An 11,750-nucleotide genomic window follows, 5' to 3' on the forward strand; every position below is an offset into this window, starting at 1 on the left:
GCCTCTATATGAAGAGGCGCTACTAAATTTAGGCAGATTGTTTCGGCTTAATACGTAAAATCTTAATACCGAGATACGCATATATAACAGCTAAAACGGGATTAATTAAATTAAAGAAAGCGTAAAGTGCGTAATCGAAAGGGTTTATTAAAAGTACACTTTGCATGTAAGCACCACATGTATTCCAAGGAATAAGTGGACTGGTAATCGTACCTCCATCTTCTAAGGTGCGAGATAAATTAACCGGCTTTAAACCGCGCTTTTTATATTCATCTTTAAACATACGTCCAGGAACCACAATAGCAATATATTGATCGGCTGCAATGAGATTAGTACCAATACACGTTGCAATGGTAGAGGCAATTAAAGAGCCTGTACTTTTCGCTATTTTTAAAATACTTTTTACGAAAATGTCTAACAAGCCTGTTTTTTCCATAATAGCGCCAAACATAAGCGCAGTCATAATTAACCACGTCGTTGTTAACATTCCCGCCATACCACCACCGCTAAGTAGTGAGTCCATTTTGTCATCACCGGTATCGATGCTAAAACCGTCAAAAAATGTCGTCCATACTAATTTGAAATACCCAACCACTTCGCCTTGAGAAGTATCAATTTGAGAACCAATTAAGTCAGACTGAAATAGCATAGCCCAAACAGCACCAACCACAGCACCAATAGAAATAGCAGGAAAAGCAGGCATTTTTTTAATTGCTAGCACTAAAAGCACAATTAAAGGAATGAGCATCTCAAAACCAATATTGAAGTTTTGCTCCAAAATTAGCGTAATTTCGTCTAAACGCCCAGCCTCATTAGAAGCCGTTGCGTTAAAGCCCATAAATATAAATATAATAAGCGCAATCACAAAGCTAGGAACTGTTGTCCATAGCATATGCTGAATATGTTCAAATAAGTCAGAGCCAACCACTGCGGGCGCTAAGTTAGTTGTTTCAGAGAGTGGGCTTAGTTTGTCACCAAAATACGCACCAGATATAACAGCACCAGCTGTAACTGTCTGATCTAAACCAAGACCCGTAGCAACACCTAATAAAGCAACACCAATTGTAGCTGCAGTGGTCCACGAGCTACCAATGCTCATAGCCACAATGCCACAAATTAAACAACTTGCTGCATAAAACCAACTAGGGTTAATTACTTGCAGGCCATAATATATTAGCGTTGGTACTGTGCCCGATAACAACCAAGTACCTATCAAAGCACCTACCATTAATAAGATGAGTATAGCGCCAAGAGAAAGTGTTATCCCCTCTATCATAGCTTGCTCAAGCTTTTTCCACGTATAGCCGTTTTTTAGGCCAATTAGAGCAGCTGCGAAGGTTGCAAATAAAAGTGCAATTTGGTTTGGTCCAGATGACGAGTTGTCACCAAATAAGTAAACCGCAGCCCCTAACAAGCAAATTAAAACTGAAATAGGAATTAATGCATCAAGAAATGAGGCAGGTTTTACTGGTTTATCATCCAATGGGTTCAAAGTTGAGACTCCTACACACATACAGCGTGTTTAATTATTATTTTTAGCACTTAGTGCGTATTAACTGAGCATTTCTAAGCCGGCTCAATTTTTAATAGTTAGAGATTATAACAATTTAGGCTGTGATAGGTAGCAAAAAAGGCGCACGAGCGCCTTATTTGTAGTGGTAAAACCAGTTTTTACTTTTTGGCGATGCGACCAAAGTTAATGTAGTCCTGAGTAATTAAGGCCGCTTCTTCAAGGAACGGGTCAAGCTCATCAATTACATCTGGTACATCATCTAGGTTTTCAACCGGATCTTTACCTAATCGTTTCAAGCGCTCATTTGTACGAACTAATGCACGCGCTTCACCTTCTTCTTTTTCTTTAATACGCGTGGCTTCAACTAAAGAAATCGTTTTACGATCTTTTTCTTCGTTGTACAACGCTATATCATCAAACACGTAGCCGAACTCAGGTTCAGATTTAATACGATCTTTATGCTGCTTTTCTAGGTAAGGAATAACTGAAGTTAAATTTCCTAACTTTTTATATTTTGCTTTAACAATGCTATCCCAAGGAAGTGCATTATCTTGTTTACTTTCACCCCACTCGGCAGGATCTATAGCCGATGGAAATGAAATGTCAGGAATAACACCTTTGTGCTGAGTACTGCCGCCATTAATACGGTAAAATTTAGCTATGGTGTATTGCACGCTACCTAATGGGTTATCGTAAAGATCATACGCTCTTGCAAGACCTTTATGTTGCTGCACAGTGCCTTTACCAAATGTTTGTTCGCCAATAATAACAGCGCGACCATAATCTTGCATTGCAGCGGCAAAAATCTCAGATGCAGACGCACTGTAACGATCAACTAAAACCGTTAATGGCCCGTCGTAATAAGTAACTCCGTCACGATCTCTTTGCTCTTCAATTCGGTTATTTAGAGTATGTATTTGTACAACAGGACCTTGATCGAAAAATAAGCCAGAAAGCTGGGTCGCTTCGTATAACGAACCACCACCATTTTGACGTAAGTCGATAATAATACCGTCTACTTTAGCCTCTTTTAATTTAGCTAACTCAACTTTTACGTCTTTAGACAAATTATTGTAAAAACCTGGGATTTCAATAACCCCAATCTTGCTTGATAAATCAGAATATTTAGCTTCAAACACTTCTGACTTTGCAGCTCTGTCTTCAAGACGGATTTTGTCACGAGTAATTTCGACCACTTTAGGTGTGCCATGAGCATCTGCACCTTTCAAATATTGCAAACGTACTTTCGTACCTTTAGGGCCTTTTATTAAATCTACAACATCGTCTAAACGCCAGCCAATCACATCGGTAAAATCTTCACCGTCTTGTGCTACGCCAATAATACGGTCATCTGCTTTAATTTGTTCGGTTTTGTCTGCGGGACCGCCTGGTACAAGACTACGAATTACGGTGTAATCTTCGTCAGGAGTTAGTACAGCACCAATGCCTTCAAGTTCTAAGTCCATATCCATTTTAAATTGTTCAGCACGTCTTGGTGATAAGTAAGACGTATGCGCCTCTATCGTGCGAGCTAAAGAATTTAAAACAATTTGAAATGCATCTTCTGAGTTAGATTGAACTAGACGCTTTTCAGCGTTTTTGTATCGCTTGGTAAGAACCTCTTTGATTCCCTCCCAATCTTTACCAGTCATTTTCAATCGCAGTGCATCGTACTTAACACGCTCTCGCCAAATCTCGTCTAGCTCTGCTTGCGATGTTGGCCACGTTGCATCTTCACGATCAAAAAAGTATTCATCTTGTTTTTCGAACGTCATTTCATTTTCTAATAAAGAAAGTGAATATTCGTAACGTTCAAAACGGCGCTTTAGGCTTAAATTAAAAATATCAAACGTAAAGCCTAGCTTGCCGGTAGTTAAAGCGTTGTCAAAGCTATCGCGATATTGCTCAAAGGATGCAATATCACTGGCTAAAAAAACGCTTTTATTAAAATCAAGGGATTCGATGTAACGATCGTACACTTTACTAGAAAGTTCATCGTTAAATCGAACCGGGATATAGTGTGAACGAGTAAATAAGCTTGCCACGCGCTTACTGGCAGTGCCATGTTGACTTTCTTGCTTGAGTAGAGGTAAATCATCAATGGTGACAGGCTCTACAGCAGCAAATAATGAACCTGAAAACAGGGCTGCAACTACCGGAATGAGCGTAAACTTTTTACTCATACAAACTCCTTAATTTATGTACAACTTAAACAGTGTATAAGCTGTCTGCTTTGGTTTTAACTTGCATACCAGTCACTAATTCAACATGAACGTCGTCTTTATTTACTTCAGTGATTACTGCATTTACAAGTGCTTGGCCTAGTTTAACTTTAACCTTGTTGTTAACCTTGACCTCTGTTGCTGGTAAAGGTTCAATTTTACCTGAACGTTTAGCGGGTGCAGATTTAGTTGCTTTGCTAGCTGACGCATTTTTATCAGCGCCCTTGTTTGCATGTGCAGGCTTTTTCTTAAAGTTTTTAGAATCTGAGTCTTGACGTGGACGCTGTTGTTTTTTTCGCTTCGCCATTTTTGCACGGCTTTCTTCTAGTGCTTTTTGAGCATGATCAATGTGCTCTTGCTCAACTTTTTCACCTTCATTGCCATCAAGGTCAATACGAAACTCCGATTTTGCCACAGCTTCTAAATAACGCCAGTTAGACGTGTATTTTCTTAGTGCTTGACGAACTTGAGTCTTGCTTACTTTTTCAGACCCTTCAATACGCTCAGCAATATCTTTAAAAATACCGACTTTAAGCGGTTTGATACCGTCTTTTTGTTTAAAACATTGTGGAAATTCTTGGTACAAGAACTCCAATACTTCATTAATATCTTTTAGCTTGTTTGTGGTTTCCATTTTAGAACCTATTTTTCACATCTTTTCATCAAGGGACGAATCAACATAGTGTATTACCCAGTCGACCAATTCTTCGAAATCGGCTTCAAGTACAGCCATATCACCTCGAAGGTGTTCCCAAATACCATTTATTATTTCATCGATTGATTCACAATCTAAATCATCTGGGAGTTTGTCCCAAGCAATGTGAATCAAATCATTGAGCGTTTCCGCTACATGTTCTTCTTCGCCTTCCCAATCGCCTACATCTTGTATAGCAAACAGGTAGTCCTGAACATTTAGCAAATCTTTCATTACAAGCTAGCCTCAAAGCATTTAACCAATGCTTCTAATCCCGCTTTGTCATCAGTGTCAAATCTAGAAATACTAGGACTATCAATATCTAGCACTGCAAATATTTTACCATGTTTCATGATAGGTACAACAATCTCAGAGTTCGATGCTGCATCACAGGCAATATGCCCATCGAAGGCATGAACATCTTCAATTAGTTGTGTTTGCAACGTAGCTGCAGCCGTTCCACATACACCCTTTCCAACTGGAATACGGATACACGCTGGGTTACCCTGAAATGGGCCTAGCACTAATTCTGACGGCGAATCAATAAAGTAAAAGCCCGCCCAATTTACATCCTCTAAAGAGGTAAATAACAGCGCGCTTATATTTGCCATATTAGCAATTACATTCGACTCACCGGCAATCAGCGATTCAGTTTGTTTAACTAATGACTGGTAAAAATCGTGCTTTTGCATACCAAACTACTTCTTATTAAACATACAGTAGCTAAAGGTACTCTTTGTGATGAAAAATTGGAACCTTTTGCAGGTAAAAAAAAGGAATTTCCGTAGTTTAAAAGCGTCCTTGGTTAATAAAGACGCGATTATGATTTTGAAGTTTTACGAAGACCAAATAAAAACAGCCCTGCCGCTATTGCTGACATAACACTATTTATTAAAAATATTTCGCCTGTGGAGGCACTTAAAAGAAAGCTAAAAATAGCACCACCAAGTAAACCAAGCGTTAAAACACCGGAATAGTTTACTTTTGAATATTTAAACATTAATAAATAGCCTGGGACAACAAATGCAGCCATTGTTAAGCCAACAATATGCGCATTAGATATGGCTGTCATCAATAATGAAAAAAATATAGAGACAAATTCACCTTGTAGCGTTATTGAATAATAAATACCTAATAGGCTACCCACAATCACAGGAGAAAGTAATGAAAGCGCAACGCTTTTTGCTAATTGGTGTTTCATTTAATAGTCCTTAACAACACACTTAAACTCTATTTATAAGCATGCACCAAGAACCCAAAGTTAGAAACAGAGACTATGGTCGTAAATTACGAATAAAAATAAACCACATTACGCCATCAACTCATCACTTTTTATAAGCGTAAAGTTTTAAGCTCAAAACAGCTCAGTTGTCATAACTGAGCTATTTGGCTTGAGAGTTCAAAACGACGAGAAGTTACAATTTCTTCTAGCACCGCCAACCTTTCGTTTAAGACTTTTGATTGTTTTTCTAATGCTACGATCTTTGAAGCATCAATAGCACTTTGCAATTTTGCTTGTGTCTCAACCTTTGAGGTTTTATAACTGAAGTAGCGCTTAAGGGCTGCCAATAACAGAACGGGTGAGCTAAATACAATAATAACTATAAATAATTCGAACATAATAACTCCTGCATTTAATATTAATTTACTGCACACGCAGCTGAATGAGCTCGGGTTTGAAGCAATTTACATAAAACTACTTCGCGTGGTTTACCTTTTCGAATTAGCATCTCTACATACACAATACTTAATACAATTGCTGTTGCCTTAAATAGATTACCTTGTAAATCCCCTGCTGCCCCACCTGACATCCCAAAGATCCCGTAAGCCGCATTCATAAAAATATGCATCCACATTGGGAACCAAATACGGTATCCACATTCGCAATACAGCCACGCAAACCAAGTCCCTGCAATCGTTGTTACCGTAACTGCCATCACTGCAGATAAAGGGTCATTGCCTTGATAAATGTGCCCCATACCAAATATCACAGAACTAACTAACGCTGCAGGTATAAAGCCCCAACGGCAGTATTTAAATAGCACACCAAATAATGCAGCTCTAAAGATAACCTCTTCAAAAAAACCGGCATAAACCGAACCCGTAATGATCGCTGATATCGAAAGATGAAGTTCACTACTTAAAAATGCATACCCTAGAGTCATAGGAATACAACAGAGCAACGCTGCAAGTGTATAATTAATGAATCCATCAGAGCTAAGTCCTATTGACTCAAACAACCTCTCTTGTTTAAACAAAACAATGGCAGCAGCAACTAACGGACCATATAAAAAGGTAAATTTAGCGGGAATGAATAAAATATCAGTTTGGTTATCAATATTAGATAACCAGCTAGACCAACCATCTCCCCAAAAATGCCTCATCACGTAGTGACAAAATATAAATATAGTAATTATTAGAAACGCATGCATAGCGTGTTTCATACCTCTTTTCCTCGTTAAGTTGTTAAATTCAACTTAATCCTGGCAATAGCATAAGCACAAAGCGACTCATTAGGGCTTAGCTGCAATTTAAGGTATAAAACTCACTGTTTTGGGGTGGTTAACATGTTTTTGGGGCTAACAACAAAGCGTCTTTTATTGTTTTAACGTAGGTGCGAGACACTGGTATTGTAACATTTGATTCATTAAGTGATAACTGTAACCCACCTGCGTTACCACTATAATGCTTAACGCTTTGTAAGTTGATCGCATAAGAACGGTGGCATTTTATAACAGATGTATTGTGAGGTAGTTGTCTTAACAATCCTGTAAGTGATGTTCGTAATAAACTCTGAACTATTTTATCACCATCAAAAATGGTGATTTCACAGTAATTATCAGCAGATTTAATAAATAAGATGTGATGGTGAGCAACTTTAACCTCATCATTTTTATTTTCGCCTTTAAGTGAGATTGCCTCTAACGCAGCTTCTTCTAACCGCGTTTGATTTTCGTCAGCTGCGCTTGAGGGTATTAAATTTTTTACGTGCCGGTTTACCAGAAGTAAAAATATAAGGGGAAATACACCAATACAAAATATATATCCCACGAAGAGTAATTGATTTTGCCAGTGCCAAGACCCCAGCACTGCAACCACAAAATACCCGTGATTAAATAATGCTGTTATCAGTAAATATATAAAAGGAATAATAGTTAAATGTTTTAACTTATCATTAAAGTTTATTTTGAGTAATGTGATTTCAATTGCACCCGATAGAAGCAAAGCACAAAAGGTGACTAACCCATATCCAGATAGCCGGAGTAACTTATAGGGTTCGCTATCGTTTGAAGTACCAAACGGTTGAAAAATAAAAAGTACAAAAAGTGTTATAAACGAGAACATAACAGCACGATATATAACTAACTTCCTTGATTCTAAGTCATCTTTTAGCCACAACATCCTATTTTATATACCTTTAGTTTTGAGATATTTAAAAGTAACACACATTAATATGCGCTTTCTATTGCATTTAAACTCTTTTTATAGTGATTTTTAATCGGCAAGAAAGTCAAACATGAAGCTAAATAAACATTGTTTCGTGATGTAAAATATACATATTAGCGTTCAATGAACTTTAGATATGACTCGTGGATAAAAAGCGGGTCATAATTAAGTGAGGAATTTTGTTTCCAATACAAAAAGCCCGCTGTTTAGCGGGCTTTAATATAATGGTGGAGAGATAGGGATTTGAACCCTAGATAGGCTACAAACCTATGCCGGTTTTCAAGACCGGTGCATTCGACCACTCTGCCATCTCTCCTAAAGTGCTATAAACTACAAGTAAGAGTGTACTCATAGTTATTGTAATAAGTGGTGGAGAGATAGGGATTTGAACCCTAGATAGGCTACAAACCTATGCCGGTTTTCAAGACCGGTGCATTCGACCACTCTGCCATCTCTCCGCACGGCCTGCATAATAGGGAAACCCGTTGGCTTTGTGAAGCTTTTTTTTAAAAAAATTGCTTAAGTGCTTAAAAAACAATTAATTTGTTCAAAGATAAAACAAAAACTTTCTTTTTGGTGGTTAAATGAACTTTAATTAAAAAATTAATGTCTATTGATCCACAAAGGTTTGCCCAAACATATAAGAGTTGGTAATCTAATTTTAGTTAAATTATCGAAACACACGTTTCACTTAAAGGAGCTCTACAATGGCGTTTAATCAATCGTACAATACCGCTAAACCGGTAATGTCTACCATTGAAACAAACAAGGTACTTAAAAACACCTACTTTTTACTTGCGATGACACTTGCATTTAGTGCAGTGACTGCCGGTATCTCAATGGCACTACAATTACCTTACTTTATGGGAATTGTGTTCACACTGGTTTCGTTTGGTTTATTATTTGTTGTAAACAAAAAAGCTGACACCGCATCTGGTGTATTTTGGGTATTTGCTTTCACAGGTTTAATGGGGGCTGGTTTAGGTCCAATGTTAAACCATTACGCTGCCATGCCTAATGGCCCAATGCTTATAATGCAAGCTCTTGGTTCAACAGCACTTATTTTCTTTGGTCTATCTGCATATGCGCTCAACACCAAAAAAGACTTCTCTTTTATGGGCGGCTTTTTAACGGTTGGCCTAATTGTGGTTATTGTTGCAAGCATTGTTAACATATTCATCGGTAGTTCTTTAATGTTTATGGTGCTTAACGCTGCGGTTGTATTAATCATGTCTGGCTTAATTTTATTTGATACAAGCCGCATTATTAACGGCGGAGAAACAAACTACATTCGCGCTACAGTATCTTTATACCTAAATGTGTACAATCTATTTACTTCACTACTGCACCTACTTGGCGCAAGTGATGACTAATTAAATAGTTCTGTTAAAATAGCCCCTTTATTGGGGCTTTTTTATTGGAATTGTTTTGGCACGATTTGTTCTTTCATTACACACAACACCATCAGATCACGACACCAGTCAACGCATAATTAAGTTTGCTAATGCGTGTTTATCTCAAGGGCACACCATAGACGCAATATTTTTGTATCAGCAAGGCGTTTATCATGCATCAACACATTTTGACTTAGCCTCTGACGAACTTCAAATTAGCGCATTATGGCAAGCGCTATCAAGTCAAAATATTAATCTTATGCTGTGTGTAACCGCGGCAGAAAAAAGAGGCTTAGATACGTCAAACACAGGCGTATTTTCTGTTGCAGGTTTAGCTGAATTCGCAATGCTTGTAAGCGACGCTGATAAATGGGTGCAATTTAAATGATTAATGTATTAGTAATGAGTCAAAGTAGCCCATTTGATGATCTTAACCTGCGCGATGCCCTCGATATGACGTTAATTTTTGCAGCTGTCGATCAAAACATAAGCTGGTTATTTAGTGGCCCCGCTGTTTTAGCATTAAAAAAGAATCAAACCCCTTCCACCATAGGTATTAAAGATTTTTTTAAAAACATAAAAACGCTAGAAGTTTATGACGTAGAAAACATCTATGTATGTGAAAAATCGCTCCTTGATTATGGCCTAAGTAAAACTGATTTACTCATAGACGCGCACGCGGTTACATTTGGTGAACAACAAACACTTATCAAAAAGCAACATCACGTGGTGACCTTATGAGCACACTACATATTTTTTCAAAACCATTAAATTACTATTCTGCTAACCAGCTAGAAAACTTAATTTGTGCTGATGACCGTATATTGCTTTTAGGTGACGCATGCTTTGCTAATAAACAATTTAAACAATTTTCAGATACCCTCTTAGTACTTGAAGAGGACGCACTCGTTCGTGCAATTAAGCTATCAAATAACGACACTGCCATTAGCTATGACGAGTTTGTGTCTCTTACTTTAACCTCTACGCAATTAATTACTTGGTAACCCATGCTTGAATTTAACCAACAAACAATAGACACAGATAAACAAGGTTATTTACTCGACCATACACAATGGTCAAAGCAACTAGCCCCTATTATTGCAGAGCAAGAAAACATTTCGCTTAGCGAACAACACTGGGAAGTGATTAACTTCGTCCGCGAATTTTATCTTGAATACAACACAAGCCCAGCCATCCGCATGCTAGTAAAAGCCATGGCAAAAGCACTCGGAGAAGATAAAGGTAATAGTATTTACCTTTATAAATTGTTTCCAAAAGGCCCTGCTAAACAAGCCACCAAAATTGCTGGATTACCAAAACCAGCTAGGTGTATTTAATGAGAAGTAAATCGAGTAACAAGCAAACACCCGTTTCATCAAATAAACGCAATACGGGTCGCACGTATTCTAGAAGTGCAATTAAAAAGCCTACAAACAAAAGAGAAATAAAGCCTCAAATAGACGCTAAAGACAAAAAAATTGTACTTTTTAACAAGCCATTTGATGTGCTTTGCCAATTTACAGACGATGCAGACAGAAAGACGCTAGCTGAATTTATTCCTATCAAGGATGTATATGCTGCAGGACGATTAGACCGCGATAGCGAAGGTTTATTGCTGCTCACAAACTGCGGTAAACTACAAAATACATTAACAGCACCTAATAAAAAAACCAATAAAACGTATTGGGTTCAAGTAGAAGGTGAGCCTTCGACTGAGTCAATACAAGCTTTATGTAAAGGCGTTGAGCTTAAAGATGGGCTCACACTGCCTGCTAATGTAAAAATGATAGAAGAGCCTAACATTTGGCAACGAACTCCCCCTGTACGTGAACGAAAGTCTATACCTACCTCATGGCTCAGTATTACCATTAATGAAGGTAAAAATAGACAAGTTCGCCGAATGACAGCTCACATTGGCCACCCTACTCTTAGGCTAATTCGTTACAGCATAGGTAATTACACTTTAGACGACATTAATACTGGTGAATATAAAATCATTAAAGGTAGCATTAATGCATAAACCAAATGTAACAGTAGCCGCAATAGTTAAAAACCATAACGAATACTTATTAGTAAAAGAACGCGATAAATTTACTGGGCAAATTTGCTATAATCAACCGGCTGGCCATTTAGAAAAGAATGAAACACTAGCTCAAGCAGCAAGCCGCGAATTATATGAAGAAACAGGTTTATCGCTCACCCCTACAGGCTTTTTAGGTGTTTATAACTTGTACGCTGACAACGGCGTTCATTACATAAGGTTTTGTTTTTTATTTGATGCTAGTGGCACCAACCAACAACTTAACCCTATTGATGATGATATTATAAGTGCCCATTGGTTCAACCTAGAGAAAGTTAAATCTTTACCACTGCGAAGCCCGCTCGTTCAAAAGTGCATTGATGACGCGGTGACGCGTCCGCTATTAAGCCTAGATACTATTTACAACTAATAAAAATTTAAGGCATATTAATGGTGTGTT

General features: G+C 37.9%; 16 protein-coding genes and 2 tRNA genes. 7 read left to right on the top strand and 11 right to left on the bottom strand.

From position 1 onward, the window contains the following. Positions 1 to 28: 28 nt before the first annotated feature. From nhaC to MTP24_RS08820, 11 genes are all read right to left on the bottom strand, one after another. Positions 29 to 1,492 (bottom strand): Na+/H+ antiporter NhaC, encoded by a 1,464-nt coding sequence (nhaC, locus tag MTP24_RS08770; protein WP_006792819.1) that lies wholly within the window; start codon positions 1,490 to 1,492, stop codon positions 29 to 31. A gap of 179 nt (positions 1,493 to 1,671) precedes the next feature. Beyond that, on the bottom strand, positions 1,672 to 3,696 hold the full coding sequence (gene prc, locus MTP24_RS08775; protein ID WP_243530642.1) for a carboxy terminal-processing peptidase: 2,025 nt from the start codon (positions 3,694 to 3,696) through the stop codon (positions 1,672 to 1,674). 25 nt (positions 3,697 to 3,721) lie between these two features. Beyond that, a complete protein-coding gene (gene proQ, locus MTP24_RS08780) occupies positions 3,722 to 4,369 on the bottom strand; it encodes an RNA chaperone ProQ (protein ID WP_243530644.1) in 648 nt (215 codons plus the stop codon). Between the two features lie 15 nt (positions 4,370 to 4,384). Beyond that, positions 4,385 to 4,663, bottom strand: coding sequence for a hypothetical protein (locus MTP24_RS08785; RefSeq protein ID WP_006792822.1), 279 nt, complete (start codon positions 4,661 to 4,663; stop codon positions 4,385 to 4,387). Then, entirely contained in the window at positions 4,663 to 5,121 is a 459-nt protein-coding gene (locus tag MTP24_RS08790) for a GAF domain-containing protein (RefSeq protein ID WP_006792823.1), read from the bottom strand. Before MTP24_RS08790 ends, MTP24_RS08785 begins: the two co-directional genes overlap by 1 nt. Positions 5,122 to 5,249: 128 nt before the next feature. Then, the gene (locus MTP24_RS08795; RefSeq protein WP_008127308.1) at positions 5,250 to 5,630 is read right to left on the bottom strand and encodes a hypothetical protein; all 381 of its coding nucleotides are present in this window, start codon (positions 5,628 to 5,630) and stop codon (positions 5,250 to 5,252) included. Positions 5,631 to 5,800: 170 nt separating this feature from the next. After that, positions 5,801 to 6,049 carry a hypothetical protein gene (locus MTP24_RS08800; RefSeq protein ID WP_243530647.1) on the bottom strand — a complete coding sequence of 83 codons (249 nt, stop codon included), beginning with the start codon at positions 6,047 to 6,049 and terminating at the stop codon, positions 5,801 to 5,803. 20 nt (positions 6,050 to 6,069) lie between these two features. Further along, a complete protein-coding gene (locus tag MTP24_RS08805; protein WP_243530650.1) occupies positions 6,070 to 6,873 on the bottom strand; it encodes a CPBP family intramembrane glutamic endopeptidase in 804 nt (267 codons plus the stop codon). A 118-nt stretch (positions 6,874 to 6,991) separates the two neighbouring features. Beyond that, positions 6,992 to 7,831 carry a LytTR family DNA-binding domain-containing protein gene (locus MTP24_RS08810; RefSeq protein WP_243530653.1) on the bottom strand — a complete coding sequence of 280 codons (840 nt, stop codon included), beginning with the start codon at positions 7,829 to 7,831 and terminating at the stop codon, positions 6,992 to 6,994. A gap of 270 nt (positions 7,832 to 8,101) precedes the next feature. Continuing rightward, positions 8,102 to 8,192: transfer RNA gene (locus tag MTP24_RS08815), tRNA-Ser, on the bottom strand. Between the two features lie 51 nt (positions 8,193 to 8,243). Continuing rightward, a tRNA-Ser gene (locus MTP24_RS08820) sits at positions 8,244 to 8,334 on the bottom strand. Positions 8,335 to 8,583: 249 nt separating this feature from the next. On the opposite strand from MTP24_RS08820, the gene MTP24_RS08825 reads away from it, so the two are divergent. The 7 genes from MTP24_RS08825 to MTP24_RS08855 are packed head-to-tail and all read left to right on the top strand — an operon-like array spanning position 8,584 to position 11,720. After that, on the top strand, positions 8,584 to 9,249 hold the full coding sequence (locus MTP24_RS08825; protein ID WP_006792828.1) for a Bax inhibitor-1/YccA family protein: 666 nt from the start codon (positions 8,584 to 8,586) through the stop codon (positions 9,247 to 9,249). 55 nt (positions 9,250 to 9,304) lie between these two features. Further along, positions 9,305 to 9,658, top strand: coding sequence for a sulfurtransferase complex subunit TusD (tusD, locus tag MTP24_RS08830; RefSeq protein ID WP_243530656.1), 354 nt, complete (start codon positions 9,305 to 9,307; stop codon positions 9,656 to 9,658). After that, positions 9,655 to 10,011, top strand: a complete 357-nt coding sequence (locus MTP24_RS08835; protein WP_008127297.1) for a DsrE family protein — start codon at positions 9,655 to 9,657, stop codon at positions 10,009 to 10,011. Before tusD ends, MTP24_RS08835 begins: the two co-directional genes overlap by 4 nt. Then, a complete protein-coding gene (locus MTP24_RS08840; protein ID WP_006792831.1) occupies positions 10,008 to 10,274 on the top strand; it encodes a DsrH/TusB family sulfur metabolism protein in 267 nt (88 codons plus the stop codon). Before MTP24_RS08835 ends, MTP24_RS08840 begins: the two co-directional genes overlap by 4 nt. Positions 10,275 to 10,277: 3 nt before the next feature. After that, on the top strand, positions 10,278 to 10,607 hold the full coding sequence (locus MTP24_RS08845; RefSeq protein WP_006792832.1) for a TusE/DsrC/DsvC family sulfur relay protein: 330 nt from the start codon (positions 10,278 to 10,280) through the stop codon (positions 10,605 to 10,607). Further along, the gene (locus tag MTP24_RS08850) at positions 10,607 to 11,290 is read left to right on the top strand and encodes a pseudouridine synthase (RefSeq protein ID WP_008127295.1); all 684 of its coding nucleotides are present in this window, start codon (positions 10,607 to 10,609) and stop codon (positions 11,288 to 11,290) included. Before MTP24_RS08845 ends, MTP24_RS08850 begins: the two co-directional genes overlap by 1 nt. Next, on the top strand, positions 11,283 to 11,720 hold the full coding sequence (locus MTP24_RS08855; RefSeq protein ID WP_243530659.1) for an NUDIX domain-containing protein: 438 nt from the start codon (positions 11,283 to 11,285) through the stop codon (positions 11,718 to 11,720). The genes MTP24_RS08850 and MTP24_RS08855 overlap by 8 nt, the downstream gene beginning before the upstream one ends. The last annotated feature ends 30 nt before the right edge of the window (positions 11,721 to 11,750 follow it).

The organism is Pseudoalteromonas sp. APM04 (genome assembly GCF_022809815.1).
Lineage (GTDB): Bacteria > Pseudomonadota > Gammaproteobacteria > Enterobacterales > Alteromonadaceae > Pseudoalteromonas > Pseudoalteromonas marina.

Coding starts and splice junctions, on each gene's coding strand:
- prc (WP_243530642.1), bottom strand. CDS start 3,696: ATGAGTAAAAAGTTTACGCTCATTCCGGTAGTTGCAGCCCTGTTTTCA.
- proQ (WP_243530644.1), bottom strand. CDS start 4,369: ATGGAAACCACAAACAAGCTAAAAGATATTAATGAAGTATTGGAGTTC.
- MTP24_RS08785 (WP_006792822.1), bottom strand. CDS start 4,663: ATGAAAGATTTGCTAAATGTTCAGGACTACCTGTTTGCTATACAAGAT.
- MTP24_RS08790 (WP_006792823.1), bottom strand. CDS start 5,121: ATGCAAAAGCACGATTTTTACCAGTCATTAGTTAAACAAACTGAATCG.
- MTP24_RS08795 (WP_008127308.1), bottom strand. CDS start 5,630: ATGAAACACCAATTAGCAAAAAGCGTTGCGCTTTCATTACTTTCTCCT.
- MTP24_RS08800 (WP_243530647.1), bottom strand. CDS start 6,049: ATGTTCGAATTATTTATAGTTATTATTGTATTTAGCTCACCCGTTCTG.
- MTP24_RS08805 (WP_243530650.1), bottom strand. CDS start 6,873: ATGAAACACGCTATGCATGCGTTTCTAATAATTACTATATTTATATTT.
- MTP24_RS08810 (WP_243530653.1), bottom strand. CDS start 7,831: ATGTTGTGGCTAAAAGATGACTTAGAATCAAGGAAGTTAGTTATATAT.
- MTP24_RS08825 (WP_006792828.1), top strand. CDS start 8,584: ATGGCGTTTAATCAATCGTACAATACCGCTAAACCGGTAATGTCTACC.
- MTP24_RS08835 (WP_008127297.1), top strand. CDS start 9,655: ATGATTAATGTATTAGTAATGAGTCAAAGTAGCCCATTTGATGATCTT.
- MTP24_RS08840 (WP_006792831.1), top strand. CDS start 10,008: ATGAGCACACTACATATTTTTTCAAAACCATTAAATTACTATTCTGCT.
- MTP24_RS08845 (WP_006792832.1), top strand. CDS start 10,278: ATGCTTGAATTTAACCAACAAACAATAGACACAGATAAACAAGGTTAT.
- MTP24_RS08850 (WP_008127295.1), top strand. CDS start 10,607: ATGAGAAGTAAATCGAGTAACAAGCAAACACCCGTTTCATCAAATAAA.
- MTP24_RS08855 (WP_243530659.1), top strand. CDS start 11,283: ATGCATAAACCAAATGTAACAGTAGCCGCAATAGTTAAAAACCATAAC.